The sequence below is a fragment of the Paenibacillus sp. J31P316 genome (genome assembly GCF_056269105.1).
In genome coordinates, this window is the sequence record NZ_JBWDNI010000006.1 from 1 (window position 1) to 24,266 (window position 24,266).

Here is a 24,266-nt window from a genome sequence, read left to right on the forward strand (position 1 = left end):
GCGTATGCTTCCGATGTAGTTTTGCTTGTCTCGCCGGGTTCCCCGGCTTCGCGGCTCCGCCGCAAAACTTAGCGTATGCTTCCGATGTAGTTTTGCTTGTCTCGCCGGGTTTCCCGGCTCGCGGCTCCGCCGCAAAACTTTTAGGAGGTTTTTCAACATGACCCTTGAACGTTCCGTTCCACTTTCCGTATTGGATTTGGCTCCTGTCGTAGAAGGCGGCACGCCTGCCGCGGCTTTCCCGCAAACGCTGGAATTGGCCCGACATGCCGAGCGCCTGGGCTATAACCGCTACTGGTTGGCGGAGCATCATAACATGGCCGGCATCGCCAGCTCCGCCACGTCCGTCGTCATCGGCTATGTAGCAGGCGGCACGAAGCGGATTCGCGTCGGCTCCGGCGGCATTATGCTGCCGAACCATGCGCCGCTGGTCATCGCCGAGCAATTCGGCACGCTGGAGTCCATGTACCCCGGCCGAATCGACCTCGGCCTCGGCCGCGCGCCCGGCTCCGACCAGACGACCGCACGTGCGCTGCGCCGCGACTTGGCGACGCACGGACAGGAATTCCCCGAGCTGCTGTCCGAGCTCCGCGCTTACTTCAATCCGCCGGCCGATGAGTTCCGTCCCGTCCGCGCGACGCCCGGCGAAGGGCTGAACGTGCCGATCTGGCTGCTCGGCTCGAGCGGCTTCAGCGCCAAGCTGGCGGGCGAGCTTGGCCTGCCGTTCTCGTTTGCGAGCCATTTTGCTCCCGAATATCTGATGCCTGCCATTCATCTGTATCGCAGCAGCTTCCGCCCATCGGAAGCGCTCGACAAGCCTTATATTATGGTCGGCGTCAACATCGTAGCCGCAGATACGGACGAAGAGGCGAAACGCCTCGCGACCTCGCAGCAGCAGCAATTTCTCAGCTTAATCCGGGGACGTCCAGGCAAGCTGAGACCGCCGGTCGACAACATGGACGATCTGTGGCAGCCGCATGAACGCGAAGCGCTGCAGTCCAAGTTCCAATTCGGCATCACCGGCAGCAAGGCTGCGGTCGAAGCGCGCCTGCAGGAGATTCTCCGGGATACGATGGCCGATGAGCTCATCGTTACTTCCCAAATTTACGATCACGGCGCACGGATGCACTCCTTTGAGCTCATCGCCGAGGCCGGCAACCTGCAAGCATCCGTCTAAACATCAAAAAGCACTCTCCTGACCGCCAGTCAGGAGAGTGCTTTTTTACAACGCTCGCCCATAATTCAAGGCAGCAGCAGCCGGAATAGCCCGATGGCGCTGATCAGCAACCGTTCCTTCTTGCTGCCGAGCAGCCGCTGCGTCCAATCGACGAATCCGCCGTCGCCGATGTCATGCTCGCGCCCCTCGATCCGGGTTTTGATCGTGAATTGCACGCCCTGGTAATACGCGTTATCCAATAAAGCCGGTCCAACGCTAGTATTGATGCTGATTCCACGCGCTTCCCCGTCCGCAAGCAGCCGCTCAACCAGCCCTTCAGCATTCCGATAGCAGCGCGGTTTCCGTTCGAGGTTCCTTATCCATAGGCAGGCCATCCCTCCCGAGTTTTAACCCAGCATCTCCGCGCACTGGACGAAGCTGTCGATCGTCTCCGTCCGCTGCCTGCGCAGCTGCTCCGGCGACCATTTGGCAGGCAATCCGGCAGCTGCCGCTGCCGCCTTCAGATCCTTCTCGATCAGAAGCAGCATCCACAGCGAGAACACGGCCGCGAAGCGGGCATATTCCCTTTTAAAACCGACAGCCTCAACCTCCGCGCCGAGCAAACGCGCTTCCTGCACATACGAATCCAGTAAGTGCTGCCTCGATACAACGTCCAATACCTTCGGGAAAACCGGGTGCGACAGGTCCAGCAAATGATACAAATCCCAGTACGGACTGTTAAGGTGGACATGCTCCCAGTCCAGCACCTTGGCCTCCCCGTTCACCAGCGCATAGTTGCCTAGATGCAGGTCGCCGTGGGATAGAACCCGGCGCATCCAGCCGGCAGGCAGCTCCCCGCCGATCCGTACAGGATCCAGCACCAAAGCCAGCAATTCGCTGCCGCACTGAATCTCAGTCAGTGCAGCCCTCAGCTCCTCTTCCTGCCTCAGGACGTCCTGCAGAAGCACCTCGATCATCGGCTTGGGTCCGAGCAGCGGAGCAGTTTGCAGTCCTTCCGTCGGCAGCGCCTGCCAATGGGCAATCGAAGGGATTAACCCGGCAGCCGTCCGAACGGCGAACGCGTGAGACAGCGGGCCCAAGTCCTCGAACAGACACCAGCAGCCATCGCCGTCCCTTTTCTCCAAGTCGGACGTCACCACTTCATCAGCATTGGCTGAGGCTGAGCCTGAGGCCGCTTCTTCTCCAGCCGGCATGCCCGCTTGCCCCCATGCTTCTCCCCTGACCCCCGAATACGCAAGAAGCCGAGGGTATATAGGCGGAAACGCCGGCAAAACATGCTCATATACCCACGCTTCCCTGCCAAGCTGGCTGTCATTGGTCAGCGGCTTGTAGATCACGCTCTCTCCCGTCACTAGAAACAGCCGCTCCACGCGCTGCCCGTTCATTCCCGTGTACAGCGTCTCCCGTCCTTCGACTAACGCTTCATTCAGCGTGCCGTCCGGTTTTATCCACTCGTTCATTTCCGCTGCTCCCCTCCAATTACACGCAGTTCAGCAGTCATCCGCAGCCTTGCAAGGTTGCGTTTGCAGCCGCCGAGCTAGATCACGATCGGCGACCCGCCCGTTTGCGGCGTTCCGCTCCCTGAGGCCGTCCCACTATCCGGAACCGCACCTTCGGTTGGCTTCAATGCGTTTTCGCCCGTCTGCAGCTGGTACATTTTAAAATACCTTCCCCCTAGAGCCATCAGCTCGCGATGATTGCCGCGCTCGACAATCTCGCCGCGATGAAGGACGAGTATTTGATCGGCATCGCGGATCGTCGACAGGCGATGCGCGATGACCAGCGTCGTCCGCCCCTCGCTCACGACCTTCAGCGCCTGCTGGATGAGCCCCTCCGTCTCGCTGTCGATGCTCGCCGTCGCCTCGTCCAAGATGAGGATGGACGGATCGAAAGCGAGCGCCCGGGCAAACGAGATAAGCTGCCGTTGACCGGAAGACAGCGTGCTGCCCCGCTCAACGACCTGCTCGGCATAGCCGTTCGGCAGCTGCTCGATGAACGCCGATGCGCCGACTTCGCGCAGCGCGCCCTTCACGCGGTCCGGCGTAATGTCTTTATTATACAGGCTGACGTTGAACATGATGTCGCCCGCGAACAGGAACGGATCCTGCAGCACGATGCCCATATGCTTGCGCAGCGATTGCTTCGAGAACTTCCGGATATCACGCCCGTCGATGGAGATGACGCCCTGCTGCGGCTCGTAGAAACCGAGCAGCAGGTTCATGATCGAGCTCTTGCCGGAGCCCGTATGGCCGACCAGCGCAAGCGTCTCGCCCTTGCGCGCTTCGAACGAAATGCCTTTCAGGACATTCTCGCCTTCCTTGTAGGCGAAGGTGACGTTATCGAATTTCACGACGCCCTCCGGACGGGCCGTTCCTTCCGCTCCCTCCACTTCCGTGCCTTCGATATCCATAATCGCGAACACTTTGTCCGCGGACACGAATGCGCGCTGCGCATTCATAAGCTGGTCGAAGAACCCGATGATCGGCTGGAAGATCCGGCCCAAATAATCGATGAACGCATAGAACACGCCGAACGATATGGATGCCGCCGTGAGCGACTCGTTCCCGAAATACCAGATGACTCCTGCCGTCAACAGGCCGCCGATCGTGCCGACGATATTACGCGAGGACAGCGAGAAGACGCGAAACTGTTTCACTTGATTGATGTATCTGTCGTGATTAAGCGTCTCGAACTCGTCGATCGTCACTTTCTCCCGGCGAAAGGCCTGGATGACCGGCATGACGTTGATCGTCTCGCTGAACATCGCATTCATGTCGCTCAGCCGGGCGCGCATAATGGTGATGTACACCTTGGAGTATTTCAGATGCACGTACATGATCACGACGAACAGCGGCGGCAGCAGCAGCGTGAATAACGCCAGCCGGGCATCCAGGATGAACAAAGCCGTGTAGATGCCGATCAGCTGCACGATGCTCACGACGAACGTTGCCATGAAGCTCATGAACAAATCGCGGATCGCTTCCGTATCGTTGGCAATACGCGAGACGACCTGGCCGATCGGCGTATTGTCAAAATACCGCACCGGTATGCGGGAAATATGCTTCATCAGATCCATCCGCATATTCTTGATAATGCGCAGCGCAGTGGCTTGCAGCATATACGACTGGGTGAAATTGCAGACGCTGGCCGTCAGCAGCAGACCCATATACAGGCCCAGCAGCCGAAGAACGGCGCCGATGTCACCTTCGCCTGAGGACAAATGCTTATCGATGATGGTTTTGGCGATATACGGCCCGCCCAGTTCGGCGCCGACGGCGCAGCACAGAATGAGAATAGCCGCGATAATACGGTATTTGTAGACGAGGGCATAGCGGGACAGCCTGCTCGTCGTGGTTGATTTCATCGGACGACCTCCTGACGATGTCACCCCGAAGGGCGCATAAAATGCCTACTCCTGCAGCCCGGCTTCCATCTGCTGACGGTCCCATTGCTTCCGGTACCAGCCGCCGAAGTGCATCAGCTGCTCATGCGTCCCTTCTTCCAGGACGCGGCCTTCGTCAAGCACGAGAATCCAGTCCGCATGACTGACGGCAGACAGGCGATGCGTGGTAATGAAGGTGGTTTTACCCGCGCGTTCCCGCCGGATATGCTGCAGAATCCGGCTCTCGGTCCGGGCATCGACGGCCGACAGCGAATCGTCCATCGCCAGAATTTCCGCATCCAGCAAGAGCGCCCTTGCAATCGCCAGCCGCTGCTTCTGGCCGCCCGAGAGCATGACGCCGTTCTCGCCGACGATGGTTCCCAGTCCTTCCGGCATGAGCGCGACATCGGAGGTGAAGGATGCCATCTCCACCGCCTTGGCGATCTCCTCATCCGTCGCGTCCGGCTTGCCGAGCGCGATATTGTCGCGAATCGACTTGGACAGCAGCAGATGCTCCTGCGGCACATACGCGACCCATTGCTTCACCCGGTCGAGCAGGATCTCTTCCACGGGAACGCCGGCAATGAACAGCTGCTTCTCCGCGAGCGGATATTGCCGCAGCAGCTGCTTGAGCAGCGTGCTCTTCCCGCTGCCCGTGCGTCCGACGACGCCGAGCGTTCCGCCGCGCGCGAGCGAGAAGGAAACGTCCTTCAGGCTCGGATGCTCGGCGGCCGGATACGTGAACGTCAGTCCGCGCATCTCGATAACCTCCGGCACGTCGACTTGGACAGGTTGTGCCGGGTCGGCCAAGTCCGGCTGCTGGATAAGCGACTTCTCTACGCGATCCGCGGAAGCGTTGCCGCGCTGCAGCACGTTAATGAACTCCCCGAACGAAATCATCGGCCAAATGAGCATGCCCAAATAAATGTTGAACGAAATCAATTGTCCCAGCGAGATTTCATCATGAAAGACCAAATACGAGCCGTACCCAATGCCGATGGAGTAGCTGATGCCGACGATGAGGGAGATGAGCGGCTGGAACAGCGCGTTCAGCAGCGATACTTCCCGGTTCCGATCCATGACCCCGGTCGTCACGCCGTCGAAGGCGGTTATGTCCTGTTTCTCCTGCACGTAAGAACGCAGCACCCGGATACCGGAAATGGACTCCAGCGCGTGGTCGTTCATTTTGCCGAACGCATCCTGGGCCGCGAGGAAGCGAACCCTCACCTTTCCGCCGAGGTAGCTGATGACGACCGCAAGCAGCGGCAGCGGAATAAGCGCGGCCAGCATGAGCCTGTAATCGATCAGCGAGATCATCGTGATGATGACGACGGAGGCGCCGACCAGCGTATTGACGAGGGTCATGACGCCGTAGCCGGCCGTATTGCCGATCGCCAGAATATCGTTCGTGGCGAGCGCCATGAGCTGCCCCGTGCTGTTGCGCTGGAAGAAGCTCGGTTTCATTCGCGTCAGATGCGCCATGAAGCGTCCCCGAAGCAGCTTCTCCAGCAGCACGGAGTTGCCGTACAGCGTCGTGATCCAGACGTACACCAGCACATACATCCCCAGCGCCAAGCCGATCAGCAGCAGTACGGTATGGCTCAGCTCCGCCGCGTTCAAGCTGCCCTTCTGAATATCGTCGATCGTGTTTCCGATCATTTTGGGCGGGATCGTCTGAAGCAGGTTGACCGTCGCCATGAGCAGGATCGCTGCCGTATAATGCAGCCATCTTGTTTTGAAAAACCATTGCAGCCTTGTTACGAAAGACACGCTTTCTCCCCCATTTCCTTCTGCCCTCAAGGGCTCAACTTGATGGAACGCCCTTCCGCCGCGCCGGCAGCCGCTCGCCGCCCGGACCTTTGCGCCCGGCCAGGAAGACGCCGGCCAAAATAATGACGAGCCCGGCAAGCATGTTCCATTTAATCGTCTCGTTCAGCAGCGCATAGCCCCACACCAAGGCCGTCGATGGCACGAGATACGTGACCATGGAGGCAAACTCGGCGCTTCCCTTCTCCACCATATAGTAGAACAGCAGATAGGCAATGCCGGAGCCAAATAAGCCCAAACCGATGAGCATCGGTATGTTGGACATGGATGTCAGGCTTGGAAGTTCGATGGATTCCGTCATTAAGGACATGACTCCGCAAAGCACCGCACTGCTGATCAGCGTCCCATAGGTGATTTGATACGTCGTGCAGCCGCGCACGGACAACCGCTTGGACAGCTGAGAGCCGATGCCGTAGCAGCAGGCCGCACCCATCATGCCGACAAAACCGATTCCGTCCACGGACAGCAGCGCACCCGGCCGAATGCCCAGCAGGACAAGCAGACCGCACGTGGCGACGGCGAGGCCAACCCATTGCATCCGGCCGGAGCGACCGCGGAAAAACGCCATGCCGACGAGCACCGTCCACACCGGCGTGGTCGCATTCAGAATCGAGGCCATTCCGCTCGTAATCCGCTGTTCGCTGAACGCGATGAGCGTCCAGGGCACCGCCGTATTAATGACCGCCATGACGAACATCGCAAACCATGGAATCGCGCGAAATCCGAACGGCTTGCGGAGGACAAGCATAACGAGCAGTACGACGGCAAGTCCGCAGGTCGAACGCAGGCACGCGATGGACCACGGTCCGAAATCGTGCAAAAGCATTTTGATGAAATAAAACGACCCGCCCCAGATGAGACTTAAACACAGAAGCGCGACATAGACGAGTCTTGGCACCGAAACATCCTTCTTTCCTTCATATCATTCCACTTCACTCGGCTGGTCCTGCTCGTACCGGAATTCCGTCAAATCGACGACTCCCGCCGGATTGACGTAGACGCCTTCCTCTTCAAGGAGCGCGCGCTGCATAAACCGTCCCTCGTCGCTGCCGATCGCGATTTCACCCTTGGCGTTGATGACGCGGTGCCACGGCAAATCGTGCTTCCCGCTCATGGAGTGGAGAATGCGGACCACCTGCCTTGCGGCGCGCGGGCTTCCCGCCCGTTCCGCGATCCCGCCATAGGTCATGACCCGGCCGGGCGGTATGCTCCGAATGATGTTCACTACGTCTGCTGTAAAAGGCGTCAATCCTCGAACCTTCCTTTCGCGCGGCGGCCCGGGAGACGGCTTATGCTCGAAGCATCGGACATTATCTCCATCCGCTTCTTTACCTTCGCGTTCACCTTCCGCCAGCCGAGCTCCTGATGTATTTCTAGTATTTCCTAGTATAGCGTACTTCTACCGTGCACACAGCCATTTATACGAAAATATGTTCGTAAAATTTTCTGATGGGCCTTCGCCAATTTTCCTGATAAATGACCTTTCGAATCCAAGTTCAAGCATCCCCGCGCAACCAGATCCGCTTCGTCCGTTTCGGCTGGAATTTCATTCCTGGCCCCTTTCCCGCTTTAGGGTTTGAAGACCTTTTATGCTAAAATAGGGCTATATGAACGTAAGGAGTGTTTTCAATGATAAATGATTTCCAAACCAAGCTTGAACGCTACGCGGCGCTTGCCGTCGAGGTCGGCGTGAACGTGCAGCCCGGACAAACGCTTGTCGTCACGGCCGGCATCTCTTCCGCGCCGTTCGTGCGCATGGTCGTGAAGAAAGCCTACGAAGTGGGCGCCAAGAACGTCCACGTCGAGTGGAACGACGATGTCGTTACCCGCACCAAGTACGAGCTCGCTCCCGACGAGGCGTTTACGGAGTACCCGCAGTGGCGCGCGCAGGGCTGGGAAGATATGGCCAAGGATAACGCGGCTTTCCTAAGCATCATCGCGGCCAACCCCGATCTGCTGAAGGGCATCAACCCGGAGCGGATTGCCAATGCCAATAAGGCTGCGGGCATCGCGCTCAAGACATGGCGTACATACACGATGTCGGACAAAGTCAGCTGGTCGATCGTAGCCGTCCCTTCGCAGGACTGGGCCGCCAAAGTATTCCCGGACGTTGCGTCCGAGCAGCAAGAGGACGCCCTGTGGGACGCGATCTTCGCGGCGACGCGCATCAACGAGCCGGACCCGGTAGCCGCTTGGAAGACGCATATCGAGACGCTCGATACGAAGGCCGCTTTCCTGAACGAGAAGAAATACTTTGCGCTCCGCTACACCGGCCCGGGCACGGACCTGACGCTGGAGCTTGCGCCCGGCCATATTTGGATCAGCGCGGGCAGCGAGAACACGAAAGGCGATATCTTCGTCGCCAACATGCCGACGGAAGAAGTGTTCACCGCTCCGCTGCGCGGCGGCGTGAACGGCACCGTCACCAGCACGAAGCCGCTTAGCTACGGCGGCAACCTGATCAAGGACTTCGTGCTGACCTTCAAGGACGGCAAGGTGATCGACATTCAGGCGGAGGAAGGCCTTGAGGTGCTGAAGAACCTCATCGGCACCGACGAAGGCGCCGCGTTCTTGGGCGAAGTCGCGCTCGTGCCGCACCGTTCGCCGATCTCGGATACGAACATCATCTTCTACAACACGCTGTTCGACGAGAACGCCTCCTGCCACCTTGCCATCGGCAAAGCGTACGCGTTCTGCATCGAGGGCGGCAAAGAAATGAACGAAGAGCAGCAAATCGCCGCCGGCCTTAACACCAGCCTCGTTCACGTCGACTTCATGATCGGCTCCGCCGAACTCGACATCGACGGCATCCGCGCCGATGGTTCTGCCGAGCCCCTGATGCGCGGCGGCAACTGGGCGATCTAGCTCGGGTTTGCACCGGTTGGCCGCTTGCGAGCTGGCCGCCTGTCAATGCTTCATCTAATCAAGCAGCATCATGCATGCTAAAAAACGCTGGGATGTCCGCAATCGGACTTCCCAGCGTTTTATTTTTAATGGCGGGTAAGATTCACCTAACCCGCAGTACATTCAATCATCGCCGCTACAGCACCTTGGACAGAAAAACCCGCGTCCGCTCTTGCTGCGGACGCTCGAACAGCGCCTTCGGCTCCCCCTGTTCCACGATGCGGCCCTGCTCCATGAAGAGGACCCGGTCGCCGACCTCGCGGGCGAAGCCCATTTCGTGCGTGACGACGACCATCGTCATCCCTTCCTTCGCCAGCTGCTTCATGACTGCGAGCACCTCGCCGACCATCTCGGGGTCGAGCGCCGACGTCGGCTCGTCGAAGAGCATGATCTTCGGCTCCATCGCGAGCGCGCGGGCGATCGCGACGCGCTGTGCCTGACCGCCGGAGAGCGACGACGGATAAGCGCCGGCTTTGTCCTCCAGGCCGACCTTGCGCAGCAGTTCCATCGCCTTGTCGCGCGCCTTTGCCGCCGGCCATTTGCGGACGCGCAACGGCCCCAGCGTGATGTTGTCCAGCACCTTCAGGTGCGGAAACAGATTGAACTGCTGAAACACCATGCCGAGCTCCGCGCGGACGGAGACGATATTCGTCTCTTTCGCCAGCAGCGGCATGCCGTCGATGACGATCTCGCCGCCGCTCGGCTGCTCCAGCAAGTTGAGGCAGCGCAGCAAGGTGGACTTGCCGGAGCCGGAGGGTCCGATGACGACGAGCACCTCGCGCGGCGCGACGTCGAGCGTAATGTCCGACAGCACCTCGTGCTTCCCGAACCGCTTCGACACGTTCGTCACTTGAATGATGGGCATATGTGCCGACGCCATCGTTAGTTCACCTTCCTTTCCAGCAGAACCAACAGCTTATTGAGCGTGTACGTCAAAATAAAATAAATCAGCGCCGCCGTCAAATACGGCTCCCAAACCCGGATGTACTGATTCTTCATCGCGCTGCTCCAGTACATGATTTCGGGCGTCGCGATCAGCGCGACCAGCGAGGAATCCTTCAGCAGCACGATAAACTCGTTGCCGAACGCCGGAATCATCCGTCTCACCGCCTGCGGCAGCACGACGCTCCGCATCGCCTGCCATGGCGACATGCCGATCGACAGCGCCGCTTCCGTCTGTCCCTTGTCGATGGACTGGATGCCGGCCCGGTAGATTTCCGCCGTGTACGCCGCCGCATTGAGCGACAACGCGGTCACCGCCGCCACGATCGCGTCCGTCTTGCCGTAGAGGAGCGGAATAAGGCCGAAATGCACCATATAAATTTGGACGAGCAACGGCGTCCCGCGGAAGAAATTGATGTACGCGTGCATCGGCCAGCGTAAGAACCAATAACGCGACATTTTGCCTAAGCTGACGCCCAGTCCAAGTATCGAACCCAGCGCGATCGACGCCAGCGAAATGCATACCGTATACACCGTGCCCCGCAGCAGCAGCGGCAAATAATCCCGTATAATATCGAATCTGAAATCCATGTCCACTCGCCCTTTCGCATTCGCTCAGCTGCAGGGACAGCAAGGGCACGCGTAACGTTCTCGATTACGCATGCCCCGCCATCCGTCTAAGATTTCGTTTCCAGCAAATGCGTCGTGTCCGGCGCTTCGTCGAACCATTTCTTGTAGATATCCGCGTACGTGCCGTTCTCGATAATTGCCTTGATCGCCGGATCCAACTTCGCCTTCAGCTCGCTGCCCTTCGGATAAGCAAGCCCGTAATATTCCGGATTGAAGTTGACGTCGTCCACCACTTCCTTGTATTTCTTGCCGGGATTGTTCTTGATGTAATCCCGCACGATGGCGATGTCCGCGACGACCGCATCCGCGCCGCCTTGGTCGAGCTCCAGCAGGGCGACCGCGTTGCTGTCGAATTTCTTCAGGTCCGTATTGCCTTCGCCCATGATCTTCGTCATAAGAATATCCGCCGTCGTTCCGCCCTGCAGCGCGACCTTCTTGTCCTTCAGGTCCTCCGCGCTCTGGATGTCGCTGTCTTCCTTGACGAGGATGACGTTCTTGGATTCAAAATAAGGCATGGAAAAATCGTAGGTTTCTCCCCGCTCCGGGGTGATCGATATGCTTGATACGCCGGCTTGGAATTCCGTGCCTTGCTTTACGCTCTCCAGCATCGCGTCCCAAGCGACGTTGCGGACCTCGTACTTCAGACCGGCTTCCTTCATGACCGCTTCGAGAAAATCGATATCGAAGCCCTTCAATTCATCCTTATCCAAATATTCCATCGGTGCGTAGCTGCCATCGCTGGCAAACAGATACGTCGTCTCCTCGGCGGCGTTTCCGCCGGTGACGCTGTTGCTGCTACCCGCTGCGACATTTCCGTTATTCTCGCTACCTGTTGCAGCGCCTTCAGTCTCATTGACAACCTTCTTCGCTCCGCAGCCGGCAAGCATGGCAGCAGACAGAATTGTCACAATACCTAACGCCAATCGTCTATTCATGTCGCGTCCTCCTCGATAGAATCCGAATTTCAATCCCATCCTATCAAGAATTGTTCGGTTATTCAATCCTTTTGTGATATCTATGTAAGATAATCTAACATTATGTTCGCAAAAAAACGTCCGGTCCTCCGCGTTTCCGCAGCAGAACCGGACGTTAATGTCCGAACGCCGATCTATTCTACTCTTCCTCTTCCCCAAGCGCCATGTTCGGATTGAAATCCGCCACGATCAGAACATCCATATGACGGCCTTCCCGCAAAACCGTATCGATAACCGGTTTCTGCTTCAGCCGGCTCCAGAAGCCGCGTCCCGACTGGCCCAGAATCATCTGCGTGCTCTTCAGCTCGTTCGCCTTCGCCAGCAGCGCGTCCGGAATCCGGTTCGCGGCTACGCCGTTCTCGGCTTCGAACGTGCCGCCCAGCCGGTCGACCAGCGCTTTGATCTCCTCGATCCGCTGGTCGCAGGCAGCCGAACGCTCCCCTTCGGGACGCACATAATGCACATGCCAATCGGCCTTAAGCCGGTAGGCGATGCGGAAACCGCGGCGGATAAGCCGCTCCGCGTTCTTGCTCGTCGTGACGCCGACGAAGATCGATTCGTGGCGGCGCCATGGTCCGCGCAGCGAGCCGTGACGCTCCCACGACTCCAGGCGTTCATCCACATCGTCGGCGATCTCGCGCAGCGCCAGCTCGCGCAGCGCGATCAGATTGCCGGTCTTGAAGATGCCGGCAAGCTCGCCTTCCACGTCCTCGGCCCTGCAAATCTGTCCATCCCGCAACCGCTCCTGCAGCGCGCTCGGCGCTACGTCGATCAGCTCCATTTCATCCGCCATGCGGAGAAATTGGTCAGGCACCGTCTCGGTTACTTTCGTTCCCGTGATTTGTTCCACGGCATCCTTCAGACTCTCCAAATGCTGTACGTTCATTGTCGAGATGACCGATATGCCCGCATCGAGCAGTTCCTGAATATCCTCGTAGCGATGCTTGTTGCGGCTGCCCGGCACATTGGCATGCGCCAGCTCGTCGATCAGCACGACCTCCGGATTGCGCGCAATGATCGCCGCGACGTCCATTTCCTCGGCGCCGTTCTCCCCGATCGCAATTCGGGGAACGGCCGCCAAGCGGCCGATCTGGGCTTCCGTATCCGGCCTTCCGTGCGCATCGACGCAGCCGATGACGACATCGATATCCTTGCGAAGCAAGTCATTTCCCTCGCGAAGCATCATATACGTCTTGCCGGCGCCCGGCGCCGCTCCGACGTATACCTTGAACGTCCCCCGCCGGATACGCTCGATCTTCTTCTCGACCTCCTGCTCGCTCAGGCGACGGTAAGGCTCGGATGCCGGCTTCGGCACGTCGCGCTTCGTCGGCAGCACCCGCTCGCCCTCATGCTCGGCGCGGTCGGCCATGAAGAACACGTCGATATTGCGCGTCTGCTTCAGCAGGCTGTGCGCAATGGAGCCATGAAGCAGCTCTTCCGAGCGGGTCTGCTTGGAATGGCCCATGACGATGCGCGTCGCGTTAATCAGCATCGCATAGCGAATCATCGCCCGCGGCACCTGCTTGCGGTTCGAGACGGCAATCTCGCGGAAGCCGGCTCCAACCTTCTCGACCAGCTTCATGATCGATTTCTTGAATGCCTCGCGCTCCTTGGTCTGCTCCTGGCTGGAATCGTTGAAGACGACGACCTGCAGGTCGCCTCCGAGCCGTTTGGCAATCTGCTGCCCGCGCCGTATATAGATGGAGCCGTTGATGTGGTACTGCGCCGCAACCAGAATGCGCTCCGATGCGCCGGAAGGTCCGATAAATCCCTGTTCCTCGCGGTATTTCTCCAGCGACTCGTTTACTCCCTCCGCCACCAGGCGAAGGGCCAGCTCGCGCAGCTTGCCGACGTTGCCGCGTTTCAGCAGCTCCGGATCCTTGATGTTATTCAGCCGGCCTTCGCTGAGCCTGCTCAGAATGGTCTCCGGCGATACGTCGATCAGACGCACCTCGTCCGCCAGCTCCAGCAGATCGGCTGGCACCGTGCATTCCGGCGCGATCCCGGTCAGCTTCTGGGCCTGCTCCTTCACGCCTTCCAGCTCATACACGTTCACCGTCGTGATGACGCTGATGCCGAGGCTGAGCAAATACCGGATATCTTCGCGCCGGGTCGGAAACTTCGCATCCGGGCGGTTCTCATGCGCCAGCGAATCGACCAGCAGCACTTCCGGATTGCGCGCCACGATCGCATCCAAATTCAAATCCTTCTTCTCCACGTCGCCCTTCATCCAATGGATGCTCGGAATACGCTCCAAATCCGCGAGCTGCTCGACGGTTTCCGGACGGCGCATCGTCGAAACCGCGCAGACGACCACCTCGATCCCCTGCTGCTTAAGCGCTTGCCCCTCGCGCAGCATGTGATAGGTTTTTCCGGAACCGCTGACGGCGCCGATATAGATCTTGAGACGTCCGCGATGGATTTTCGAAATGGATAATAGCAATTCCTCCGGAGTTTTACGCCGGTAGCCGGCCATAACAACAAGCCCCTTTCCTGCCTATACCTATAAATTTACATCTTTGCCCGAAACTTATGCCCCGGATGAATACGAGCATCAAAAAAGAAGCCGGCGAAACACGGCCTCTGTTCAGAGGAACGCCTTTCGCGGCTTCCTGGCACATCTTATAATGAAGTGTCCTGTCGCACGCATATTCGTCGCCTCTCTCAGGTCGCTTACGAGGTTAGCTGTCGGATTCGGGCATGAGAGCTGCCCTACCCGAGCACGGCTGCCGCAACTGCCTTGCTCAGGATTCACCCCAGACGGCAAGCGCGGAAGCAATTGCTTCGCATGCTTGAGCTGTCATTGGTTCCCCCGTTTTCCTACTTCGGAAATTCAGCGTAGTTGTCACGTTGTTTGTTTTAGCACGAATCGTATGTTACGCCTGCCACCGCTTTTTGTAAAGGAAATTCACTGGTAATCCGGTCGCGTGTACAGCCAAGCGACTCGGATATAACGCTTACAATGGCGGCTGGCGCCAGCAATCTCCCGCTACCTCGCTAAATGAACGTTTTTTGTAAAAACGGCGAAGCGGCAGGGTTTATTAGCCCCGCCGCTGTTCCGTAGCTGGCGAATGCCGGCATCTTCATCCATTCCCAGTCGCCATCTCGATCCCGCGCAACAGCACACCGATCAAGAAGCCGCAGACCGCTCCGTTGACCCGGATCCACTGCAAATCCTGCCCGACCTTGTCTTCGATCAGCTCGACCAACTGGTCGTTGTCGAGGCGGTCCAGGTTTTCTCTCACGAAGGAACCGATCCGCACATGGTTGCGCTCGATCAGCGACGCGGCCTGCCCCTTGAGCCATTGCTCGGCATCGTGGATAAGCGCTTCGTTCTCTTCCACCCGCTTCAGCAGGCCGTCCAGGAACGGCCACGTCTTCTCGGCAAAATCCTCCGCGTGCAGGAAAGCGACCCCCTGCTCCCGCAGGCGTTCGAACAGCTTATGCAGCTCGCCGTCGAGATCGAAGGCGTTCAGCATCTCGTCTCTCATCGCGTCCAGCTGACCGGATTCCGCCAGTCTCGTGATAAGAATATCGAGCGCCTCGCGCAGCTTGCTCATCACGACGAAGCGTCGCTGCGTATCCGGAATCTTCAGCTCATGGATCTTGGAGAGGACGAACGACTGCAGCATCGTGCCCAGCTTGTCTTCCTCCAGGTAGCCAATGAACGCATTCACCGCGAACGACATCAGGCCGCCCAGGTTCAGCCCTTTGATCAGCGTCATGACCGCGCTGCCGAGCTCGCGGCGCATGCCTTCGGTCGCGATCCACGACTCCGCGCGCTCCAGCAGCAGGTCGAGCATCCGTTCATCCGTGCCGTCGGCCTCCGCTTTGCGCAGGAAGGCGCGCAGCGCCGCCTCCAAGTCGATCCGCTTCACGGCGTCACGAATCTCGCCGGACAGCAGCGGCACGATCCGATCCGCGTCCACGCTGCGGACTGCTCCTTCCAGAAGATGCGGCAGGCGTTCGCTGTGCACCGCCGAATGCACCGCGTTCCGGACGGCCGGCAGCAGCTGCTCCATCAGCTCGAACTGCCTCAGCTTCTCGAGCATGCTCTCCTTGGCAAGCAGCCGGTCTTCCAGCACGCGCACGATGCCTTCCGTCATTTTCTTCCGGTTGCGGGGCAGCAGCGCCGTATGGGGAATCGGAATGCCGAGCGGATGACGGAACAACGCCGTCACGGCAAACCAGTCCGCGAGCCCGCCGATGACGCCGGCCTCGAAGCCGGCATGCAGCAGGCCGAGCCCGCCGCCGCCGAACGGAAGGGTCGCGGCGAAGCCGGCAGCCATCCCGCCGAGCGACAGATTGGCAAATTGTTTATTTTTCTTCGATTCGTTCGCCATGTTCTTCCTCCTATAATTACCTTCTTACACCATACCATTATGGGCGAACCTGTTGCAAAGGGACTGGCCGGCCGCGGCGCCGAATACGGGTCTAGGCGATGCACTGGAAGCGAGAACGAACGCGGCACCAGTAAAGGCACCGGAAGCGCATAAAGGCAGCCCGCTCCCCTGGTAAGAACGGACTGCCGGTATGCAGGCGATTTGCGCAGCCGAAGAAATCCCATTCGAACGAACAGCATCGGCGCAAATCCACGACTGCCGCTGCTCCCGTCCGCGTCATGCGCACCTATTCCTCTTCCTCATCCTCCAACACGATATCCAGCAGCGTAAACTGCCCCGCGTTAATGACCGGTTCTCGCAGTGCGGTCATCTTCTCGGGGAACGAGAATCCCGCGACCAGCATGCCCGGCGGCAGGTTGGAGATCGCGTAACCGCCGTCCACGGCGCTGATCGACGAACGCATGAAGGTGCCGCTCACGGGAAGGGCCAGCGCTTCCTGCAGCGCTGAAATTTTGGCCTTCGGCCTGGCCTTGGTTCTTGCTTTGGCGCGCGAACGCGATGGGACCGGCTGCGCCGCCGCGGACCGCATGACTTCCTCCAGGAAGATTTCCACCAGTGCCAGGTTCAACGGATTGCCCGCGATATCGCGGATCGTCCCCCTCAAGCCCCCGAAGGTCGGAGACAAGTCGAAGACGAGAACGGCGGCGCCCCCGCGGGCGACGGTAACCCGCTGAGAAGTCGAGCCGTAGAACGGCGACGTCGCGGATACGAAATAAGTGCCGGGAGCGAGGGTATTAAACGCGAATACGCCGTCCCCATCGCTCGGTATCGATTCGATGACGATATGCTGCAGCGTAAGCACGGATAGCACGACGCCGGATATCGGCGATCCGGTCGCCGCATTGCGCGTCGTTCCGCTGATCATGGACGGCCCTCCCGCCAACGTCAAATTCAAGCTCGCCCGCTGGCCCGGCGCGAGCAGCGCCGACGTTTCGCCGAATTGGCGCCCGTCCTTGACACCGATGATCCATAGCTGCGCCTCCGTGCCCGTGCCAATGGAATAAAAGCCTTCGGCATCCGTCACGCCTTGCCCGATGATAATGCCATTGCTGTTGATTCCCGTCACGAGCACGTCCTGGATCGGCTGGCCCGAATCGGGATCGGTCACGATGCCTTCCACGATCGCCGGCGTCGCCTGGAGGACGAAGTTCTGAACGACCCGCTCCCCGCGCCCGACATAGAAGGAGGATTGTTTCGTCTCGAACCCGAATTGCGCCAAATTCAAGGTATAGTTCCCTGCGGACAACTCATCCAGCAGGTAGACGCCGCCGCCGTTCGTCGTCGTCAGCGCAAGCGGTCCCGCAAAATTGTTCAACGGCCGCAGGATGATCGCCGCATTCGGAATCGGGCGCCCGGAAATATCCGTCACCGCGCCCGTCAGCGAACCGGGCAGCGGCTGCAGCGCAAAGCTGTACTTGGTCGCTTGGCCGGGAGCAATGGCGAAAGCGCCTTGGCTGGAAGCAAACCCCCTCGACGAGGCAATGCTCAAGTAATTGCCCTGCGCAAGCTCGTTGAACGTGTACATGCCGCTGTTATCCGTCAACACGGATGCCAATTGCACCTGGCTCCGATTGAACAGCTTGATCTCCGCCCCGACCAGCGCCGTCCCGTCATCGAAGTCGGTTACGAAGCCGAAGACGGTACCGGGATCGGGCTGCAGCCGAAAGACCAGATGAATCGGTTTCCCGGGCAAAGCATTAATCGCCGCTGACGCAGCCCCATAGCCGACCGCCGACGCGAATAACGTCAATCGGCCGACGGGAAGCGAGGTGTAGACGAATTCCCCATTATTGTCCGCGGTCAACGATTCGATCGGAAAGGCGATTCTGCCGTTGATGCCGATCAGCGCGCCCGCGATGGGACTGCCCGTATCGGCGTCCACGACCTGCCCTGTTATGCTGATAACTTCGGGAAACAGCGTGAAGGCTACGGTCTCGCTCCTGCCCGCTTCCAGATATACGGTCTGCGTATCCGTAATGAAACCGATCGCGGATACGCTGAGCACGTAAGTGCCCGGAGCAAGGTCGGCAATGGAGAAGTTGCCGTCATTGTCCGCGAACAGCGTCTCGATCAAGGCGCCGGCCACGGTGAACAACTTAACGAATGTGCCGTCGGCAGCAACCTCCGCTCCCCCTTGCCCTTGAATCGTGCCGGAGATGGAGCCTTTCAGCCCGCTCAGACTGATGAACGCGCTAGTCCGGATGTCGCTCTGCACGATTGCGCCGATGGCTCGGGACGCGAAGCCGCGCGCGAATGCCAATACCGCATAGGAGGCAGGACGAAGATTATCGACGACGAATTCGCCGAATTCGCTGGTGGCCGCGAAGGCAATGACGATGCCGGAGGCATCGGACTGACGCACCTCGATTTGCGCGGAGGCAATGACTGCTCCCGTGTCCGCGTCCGTGACCAGCCCGCTGATGCCGCCGGAGTTGGCGATTAACACGAAGTCGATGCCCGGAATGTCGCCTCCCGGCGGCAGCTTCACCGCTCCCAGCGCATTGGCGAAGCCCGGCGCCGATACGACGAGGCTCAGCGTCCCTTCTTGAAGGTTCCCGACTGCATAGGCGCCGAACTGCCCCGTTTGCCCGATGCCCCTGACCGTTTCGTTGCGGTCCAGTACGAGAACCGTTGCATTCGAAACGGGAATTCCCTGCTCATCCTTGACGGTGCCTCTGATGACGCCCGGATTGGGCACAAGCCGAATGACCGCCTGCGACGTTTGCCCCGGAACGATCGTTAGGCCGACGGGATTGGATGAGTAATGAACGGCTTCCGCCGATAACACGTAGTTCCCGGCATTCAGGACCATGAATCGGAAGTTGCCGTTCATATCGGTGTACGTATTGTCGAGGAGCACATTGCGGTCCGTGTACAGCTGAATGAGCACGCCGGCGATCGGCGGCTCAACGGCGCCCGTCAAATCGCCCGTCAATTGGCTCAACCGAATGTCCGCCTGGGTGACCGTATCCGCGAGCACGATCGCGCCGACGACGAGGTACTCGTAGACGGGAGAAGAAGCGACAATGGAATACCCCCCCGGACGTAAACCTTCCAACCGATAGAAGCCTTCGCTGTCTGTCAGCACGGCGTCCAGCCCGACGCCGTTCTGCGTCAGCGCTCTGACCGTCGCCCCCGGTACAGGAGCTCCCGTGCGATCATCCGTTATCGTACCTTGAACGGCGCCCGGCAGCGGTATCAGAATGATGTTGGCCGACACCGTTTGACCCGCGTCGACCTGTCGGGTCGCCTGATCCGACCTGAAGCCGCTGGCGTTAGCCAAGAGCGTATAGAAGCCGGGAGCCAGGTCGCCGCTGACGTAACGCCCGTCGTTACCGGCAAATACCGCGGATACGGTAGCTCCGTTCGAGCTTGAAATGACAACGGACACGGTAATATCCGTAATTGGCTGCTCCTGATCATTCAGCACCAAGCCCTCCAGTCTCCCCGGATTCGCCAGCAGCGCGAAGGATTGCTCGGTATTTTGCAGCTCCAGTACCATCACGACGCCGATCGCCGTTTGAAAACCTTTCAAGGATGCTGTAATCGTATATTGCCCGGGCAGCAAGCCGGACAAGCTGTAGAAGCCGGCGTCGTCCGAAATGACCAGCGCGGCTTGCGTCGTCACCGTAAGAAAATTGACCAGCACGTTGATCGTCGCTCCCGCAAGCGGTCCCCCGGAAGCATCGGTTATGAACCCGCTGATACTCCCTGTCTGCCGAATGAGCGCGAATTCCAGCGACGATTCCAGCAGCGGCTCCACCAGCACGCCTAGAGACTGCATCGCGAAGCCATCCGCTCCCGCGATCACGATATAAGATTGCGGATACAAGCTCGGAATAAAGAAACTGCCATCCGCGTCCGTAATCGTCCGGATAATGACGGCACCGCTGAGGACGACGCTCACTTCGGCGTTGGCGATCGGAGCGCCCCCGAAAGCCGTTACCCGGCCGCTGATCGTCCCCGTTTGCCTTGTAAGCGCAATGGTGACCTCCGTGTTCTGCCCCGATTGCACGATGGCACCGACCGATTGATTGGCGAAGCCGGACGCGTTGACTTGCAGCGTGTACGCACCCGAAGCAAGCGAATCGAAGAAGAACCGGCCGGCCGCATCCGTCGCCGTCGTCTCCAGGTCAAGGCCTCTTACATCGGCAAGGCGGACCGCCGCGCCCGCAAGCAGCTGCCCGACTTGCGATTCCGTGACGACGCCTGACAAGCTGCCGGGAGTCGGAGCCAGCGTGAAATTGACCGTCGCTGTCACCCCCGGCCGGACCCTTACCGACGAAGCCGAAGCCGTAAAACCCGGTGCTGCCGCGCGAATCAAATAGACGATACCGGGGACGAGCAATAGAAGCGAGTATTGCCCGGCTGCGTTCGTCGTTACGTCCACTTGCGTAACCGTCTGCTCGTTCAGCAGCGTGACGGCAGCCCCGGCGATCGGCAGCCCTGCTGCATCCGCAACGACTCCGATGACCCCGCCGGGCGCGACGCGAAGGACGATGTTAAACGTCGATTCCGCTCCGGGAAGGGTGGTAAAGACCGCTGTCGACAGCTGGAATCCTTCTGCTCCGGCGCTGATTTGCAGCTTCCCGGCAGGCAGTCCGGACAACGCGTAGGATCCGTCAGGCGCCGTCGTTACTTGCGCGATCGGCGCGCCGACGGAGTCCTCGATACGCAGCACCGCACCGCCGATGGGCATGCCGTCGGCAGCCGAGGTTACGCCCCCGCGGATCGAAGAAGGCAGCGGAGCAAGCAGCGCATTGACGGCGAGCGTTTGCTGGGGGGCAATCGCCACGGGGATCTGCTGCGTCGCAAAATTGGCCAGGGAGAATTGCAGCGAGTAGCTGCCAGGCGCGATGCCCGTCAGTCCGTAGCCGCCATCGGCTCCGGTCGTCGTCGCAGCGCCGCCGGGAAGAAGCTGCACCGATACGCCCTGGAGTACTTGACCTGACGCGGTATTTTGCACAATGCCGGATACGCTGCCGGATGCCTGGACCGTCACCTGCTGAGCGCCCGTCACGGACGGCAGCGTATTGCCCGTGAATTGGTCGATCCCCGAGACCGCGAAGCTGTTCAAGCTGCGCTCGCCGGAGGTCGTGAATACCGCTGTCAGGGTGAACGTCAGCTCTGCCGTCTGGCCGCTGGCCAGGTTGCCGATGTTCCAGCTCAGCGTGCCGGTGGACGCGTTATAGTTGGCATTGCCCAGCGTCGCCGCGTCTATGTTCAAGGACGACACGGAAGCCGCCTCGAACGGCAGGGTGGCGAACACGGCCAAGGCGCCGCTGGATCCGGCGTTGCTCACCGCAAGCCTCGCCGTCAATGACACCGGTCCGCCGGCCGTGATGACGACAGGCGCCGCGAGAAGCGTCTCCTGCGCCTGCAGGGATGCCCGGACATTGGCTTGGTTGAACGTCACCGGATCGGAGAACGGCAGCGAGTCTTTATCGAATTGCTGCGTCGTGGTCGACGTGAAGAATAACAGCCTCACCGGCGTCGATGCATTAATGACCAGCTGGCTGAAGAACGTACCCGTATCGACGAAGAAGTCGATGAAGTAATTGCTGCTGCCCCCGAAAGTCGAGCCGTCGTCCGTCAGGCGGGCGCGGGCGAGGTCGAAATTGTTGATCGGGCGGTGAAAATTCGGGAATCCGGCGCCGTCCGAGCCCTCGGGCGGGTCCGTCAGCGGGGCGCTTCCTTTGGTCCGGTTCTGGACGAGCGTGATCCAGCTTCTGCCGCCATTGACCGCGAACATCCATTGGTACGACTGCGGATCGCCGCCGAAGGCGAGCAGCACGCCCCAGATCAGATTTTGAAAGCTCGTATTGGATCTGGGATCGCCCTGCAGCCGCAGACGGAAATAAACATTTTGGCCGTCGTAAGCGAAATACGCCGGAGGGAAACGCGCATCCCCGACAATGTCCATGGAACTGGGCGTCACGTCCCCTGCGGGGTCTGACGGAATAACGCCTCCGGCGCGAATGGGAACGAACTGGATATTGGAAGGGAACGCCATTCTTCTTGCCTCCTTTGCATCGCTGTTGGTGCGCGCTATTGCCAATGTATGCGGCGCCCGGTCGATCAAGAAGAAGCCAAGCCGTACGCTGCTTTCTCCGGATCGATCCCTAACGTTGGACTAATAAAAAGCAGGTGAAGGCCTATTGCCTTCACCTGCTCGCCATTCTGCCAGTCATTCCGCCAGCCTCCCTGCCAGCCTTCTCTTGTTCCCTTCTCTTGCTATCCCGACTCGCTCAGCCCAGGACGATCCGATCGTCCGACAACGGGCTGCCGCTGATTCGCTCGAATTCACCGAGCAGCTGCGGAACGGTCAAGCTGCCCTTGCGCGACTCCGGAACGTCCAGGATGATGCGTCCCTTGTCCATCATGATCAAGCGATTGCCCAAGCGGATCGCCTGCTCCATGTTATGCGTGACCATCAGCGTCGTGAGCCTTGTCTCGCGAACGATCTCCTCCGTGAGCGCCGTTATGAGCGCCGCGCGCGCCGGGTCAAGCGCCGCCGTATGCTCGTCCAGCAGCAGAATCTGCGGCTGCGTGAACGTTGCCATCAGCAGGCTAAGCGCCTGCCGTTCGCCGCCGGACAGTAGGCCTGCTTTGGCGCCGAGCCGCTCCTCCAGTCCAATGCCGAGACGGCTTAACTCCTCGCGAAACAACTTCCGGCGGGAAGCGTTCACGCCCCAGCCGAGTCCGCGCTTCTTGCCTCGTCTGTACGCCATCGCCAAATTCTCCTCGATCGACATCGTCGGAGCCGTGCCTGCCATCGGATCCTGGAACACGCGTCCGATCCACCGGCTGCGGGTATGCTCGGGCAGGTGCTGAATCGCTTTGCCGCCGATGCGCACCTCGCCGATGTCCGGCTTCATGACGCCGGATATGATGTTCATCAGCGTCGATTTGCCCGCGCCGTTGCTGCCGATGACCGTCACGAAATCGCCCGGGTCCAGCTTCAGCCGAACGTTCATGAGCGCGATTTTCTCGTCCGGCGTCCCCGGGTTGAACAGCTTCGATGCTTGATTGATTTCCAGCATTACGCTCGACCTCCCTGGCTGCCTGCCCCGCCCAGCAGCTCCTCGGTTCGCCTGCGGGCCAACGCCTTCTGCCTCAGGGAACGCCTTACGGTCGGGATGACCAGAGCCGCAATGACGATCAGCGCCGTCATGATTTTCAAATCCGACGTATCCAGCAGATCGATACGGAGCGCCAGCGCATAGATCGTACGGTATACGATGGAGCCCAGAACAACCGCCAGCGTAGCCCGGAACACCGTACGGGAACCGAAAATCGCCTCCCCGATAATAACGGAAGCCAATCCAAGCACGATCGTGCCGACCCCGCTGGATATATCCGCAAAGCCGCCCTCCTGCGCGATGAACGCCCCGGATAAGGCCACGAGTCCGTTGGAGAGGCTGACGCCGAGGATTTTGGCCGTATCGGTATTCGCGCCCAGACTGCGAATCATGCGGGCGTTGTCGCCGGTCGCGCGCAGCGCCAGACCCATGTCAGTATGCAAAAATGCATCCAGCAGGAGCTTCACGACCAGCACTACAACGGCAAGCACCGGAATGAACACGGCACGGTTATCCGAGATGGCCGAGAACAAGGTGTCCGTACGGAGGAGCGAAATATTCGGCCTGCCCATCAAACGCAAATTAATCGAATACAGCGCGATCATCATTAGAATACCGGCAAGAAGCCCGTTGATCTTGCCTTTCGTATGCAGCAGTCCCGTGCATGCTCCGGCAGCCAAGCCGCAGACGAACGCGCACAGCGTCGCGATTATCGGACTGTGCCCGTGCGCGATCATGATCGCGGCAACCGCGCCTCCCGTGGTGTAGCTGCCGTCGACGGTCAAATCGGGAAAATCCAGGATACGGAAGGTGATGTAGACGCCGAGTGCCATTAAGGCATACAGCAGACCCAGCTCTACCGCTCCCGTTATTGCATTCAGCATCGGCCAGCCTCCTCATAGAAAAGGAGCGAGCGCCATTAACGCCCGCCCCGATTGATTGCCGCTA

The 24,266-nt window shown here is 59.7% G+C and carries 16 protein-coding genes and 1 riboswitch; of the genes, 2 read left to right on the forward strand and 14 right to left on the reverse strand.

Features of this window, described 5'->3' with window-relative positions; all coding sequences use genetic code 11:
- Nucleotides 1-157: 157 nt before the first annotated feature.
- The gene (locus AC0YNU_RS19280) at nt 158-1,174 is read left to right on the forward strand and encodes an LLM class flavin-dependent oxidoreductase (RefSeq protein WP_475759574.1); all 1,017 of its coding nucleotides are present in this window, start codon (nt 158-160) and stop codon (nt 1,172-1,174) included.
- 65 nt (nt 1,175-1,239) lie between these two features.
- On the opposite strand, the gene AC0YNU_RS19285 is transcribed toward AC0YNU_RS19280, so the two are convergent.
- The 6 genes from AC0YNU_RS19285 to AC0YNU_RS19310 all read right to left on the reverse strand — a co-directional run bounded on the left by AC0YNU_RS19285 (nt 1,240) and on the right by AC0YNU_RS19310 (nt 7,632).
- Nucleotides 1,240-1,548 (reverse strand): hypothetical protein, encoded by a 309-nt coding sequence (locus tag AC0YNU_RS19285; RefSeq protein ID WP_475759576.1) that lies wholly within the window; start codon nt 1,546-1,548, stop codon nt 1,240-1,242.
- A 12-nt stretch (nt 1,549-1,560) separates the two neighbouring features.
- A complete protein-coding gene (locus AC0YNU_RS19290; RefSeq protein WP_475759578.1) occupies nt 1,561-2,634 on the reverse strand; it encodes a phosphotransferase family protein in 1,074 nt (357 codons plus the stop codon).
- A 77-nt stretch (nt 2,635-2,711) separates the two neighbouring features.
- Entirely contained in the window at nt 2,712-4,538 is a 1,827-nt protein-coding gene (locus tag AC0YNU_RS19295; RefSeq protein ID WP_475759580.1) for an ABC transporter ATP-binding protein, read from the reverse strand.
- 45 nt (nt 4,539-4,583) lie between these two features.
- The gene (locus AC0YNU_RS19300; RefSeq protein WP_475759582.1) at nt 4,584-6,326 is read right to left on the reverse strand and encodes an ABC transporter ATP-binding protein; all 1,743 of its coding nucleotides are present in this window, start codon (nt 6,324-6,326) and stop codon (nt 4,584-4,586) included.
- A 34-nt stretch (nt 6,327-6,360) separates the two neighbouring features.
- On the reverse strand, nt 6,361-7,281 hold the full coding sequence (locus AC0YNU_RS19305; RefSeq protein WP_475759584.1) for a DMT family transporter: 921 nt from the start codon (nt 7,279-7,281) through the stop codon (nt 6,361-6,363).
- Nucleotides 7,282-7,305: 24 nt separating this feature from the next.
- The gene (locus AC0YNU_RS19310) at nt 7,306-7,632 is read right to left on the reverse strand and encodes an MGMT family protein (RefSeq protein WP_475759586.1); all 327 of its coding nucleotides are present in this window, start codon (nt 7,630-7,632) and stop codon (nt 7,306-7,308) included.
- Nucleotides 7,633-8,015: 383 nt separating this feature from the next.
- Between AC0YNU_RS19310 and AC0YNU_RS19315 the strand changes: the two genes are divergently transcribed.
- Nucleotides 8,016-9,248: an aminopeptidase gene (locus AC0YNU_RS19315; protein WP_475759962.1), complete on the forward strand. Its 1,233-nt coding sequence runs from the start codon at nt 8,016-8,018 to the stop codon at nt 9,246-9,248.
- A gap of 175 nt (nt 9,249-9,423) precedes the next feature.
- Here the strand turns inward: AC0YNU_RS19315 and AC0YNU_RS19320 are convergent, their stop codons facing one another.
- The 8 genes from AC0YNU_RS19320 to AC0YNU_RS19355 form a co-directional block, all read right to left on the reverse strand.
- On the reverse strand, nt 9,424-10,167 hold the full coding sequence (locus AC0YNU_RS19320; RefSeq protein WP_475759588.1) for an amino acid ABC transporter ATP-binding protein: 744 nt from the start codon (nt 10,165-10,167) through the stop codon (nt 9,424-9,426).
- Nucleotides 10,168-10,169: 2 nt separating this feature from the next.
- Complete coding sequence (locus AC0YNU_RS19325) at nt 10,170-10,820, reverse strand: amino acid ABC transporter permease (protein WP_475759590.1); 651 nt, start codon at nt 10,818-10,820, stop codon at nt 10,170-10,172.
- An 86-nt stretch (nt 10,821-10,906) separates the two neighbouring features.
- Complete coding sequence (locus AC0YNU_RS19330; RefSeq protein WP_475759592.1) at nt 10,907-11,794, reverse strand: basic amino acid ABC transporter substrate-binding protein; 888 nt, start codon at nt 11,792-11,794, stop codon at nt 10,907-10,909.
- Nucleotides 11,795-11,972: 178 nt separating this feature from the next.
- Nucleotides 11,973-14,309: a histidine kinase gene (locus AC0YNU_RS19335; protein WP_475759594.1), complete on the reverse strand. Its 2,337-nt coding sequence runs from the start codon at nt 14,307-14,309 to the stop codon at nt 11,973-11,975.
- Between the two features lie 178 nt (nt 14,310-14,487).
- Nucleotides 14,488-14,682: riboswitch (cyclic di-AMP (ydaO/yuaA leader) on the reverse strand.
- 234 nt (nt 14,683-14,916) lie between these two features.
- Complete coding sequence (locus tag AC0YNU_RS19340; RefSeq protein ID WP_475759596.1) at nt 14,917-16,176, reverse strand: DUF445 domain-containing protein; 1,260 nt, start codon at nt 16,174-16,176, stop codon at nt 14,917-14,919.
- A 286-nt stretch (nt 16,177-16,462) separates the two neighbouring features.
- Nucleotides 16,463-22,249, reverse strand: a complete 5,787-nt coding sequence (locus AC0YNU_RS19345; RefSeq protein ID WP_475759599.1) for a carboxypeptidase regulatory-like domain-containing protein — start codon at nt 22,247-22,249, stop codon at nt 16,463-16,465.
- 235 nt (nt 22,250-22,484) lie between these two features.
- A complete protein-coding gene (locus AC0YNU_RS19350; protein WP_475759601.1) occupies nt 22,485-23,279 on the reverse strand; it encodes an ABC transporter ATP-binding protein in 795 nt (264 codons plus the stop codon).
- On the reverse strand, nt 23,279-24,202 hold the full coding sequence (locus tag AC0YNU_RS19355; RefSeq protein ID WP_475759603.1) for an ABC transporter permease: 924 nt from the start codon (nt 24,200-24,202) through the stop codon (nt 23,279-23,281). Before AC0YNU_RS19355 ends, AC0YNU_RS19350 begins: the two co-directional genes overlap by 1 nt.
- Between the last annotated feature and the right edge of the window lie 64 nt (nt 24,203-24,266).

Excerpts from the sequence above, each read along its gene's own strand:
- AC0YNU_RS19350 (WP_475759601.1), bottom strand. The coding sequence starts at position 23,279 with ATGCTGGAAATCAATCAAGCATCGAAGCTGTTCAACCCGGGGACGCCG.
- AC0YNU_RS19290 (WP_475759578.1), bottom strand. The coding sequence starts at position 2,634 with ATGAACGAGTGGATAAAACCGGACGGCACGCTGAATGAAGCGTTAGTC.
- AC0YNU_RS19335 (WP_475759594.1), bottom strand. The coding sequence starts at position 14,309 with ATGGCCGGCTACCGGCGTAAAACTCCGGAGGAATTGCTATTATCCATT.
- AC0YNU_RS19330 (WP_475759592.1), bottom strand. The coding sequence starts at position 11,794 with ATGAATAGACGATTGGCGTTAGGTATTGTGACAATTCTGTCTGCTGCC.
- AC0YNU_RS19345 (WP_475759599.1), bottom strand. The coding sequence starts at position 22,249 with ATGGCGTTCCCTTCCAATATCCAGTTCGTTCCCATTCGCGCCGGAGGC.
- AC0YNU_RS19355 (WP_475759603.1), bottom strand. The coding sequence starts at position 24,202 with ATGCTGAATGCAATAACGGGAGCGGTAGAGCTGGGTCTGCTGTATGCC.
- AC0YNU_RS19340 (WP_475759596.1), bottom strand. The coding sequence starts at position 16,176 with ATGGCGAACGAATCGAAGAAAAATAAACAATTTGCCAATCTGTCGCTC.
- AC0YNU_RS19285 (WP_475759576.1), bottom strand. The coding sequence starts at position 1,548 with ATGGCCTGCCTATGGATAAGGAACCTCGAACGGAAACCGCGCTGCTAT.
- AC0YNU_RS19320 (WP_475759588.1), bottom strand. The coding sequence starts at position 10,167 with ATGGCGTCGGCACATATGCCCATCATTCAAGTGACGAACGTGTCGAAG.
- AC0YNU_RS19295 (WP_475759580.1), bottom strand. The coding sequence starts at position 4,538 with ATGAAATCAACCACGACGAGCAGGCTGTCCCGCTATGCCCTCGTCTAC.
- AC0YNU_RS19325 (WP_475759590.1), bottom strand. The coding sequence starts at position 10,820 with ATGGATTTCAGATTCGATATTATACGGGATTATTTGCCGCTGCTGCTG.
- AC0YNU_RS19280 (WP_475759574.1), top strand. The coding sequence starts at position 158 with ATGACCCTTGAACGTTCCGTTCCACTTTCCGTATTGGATTTGGCTCCT.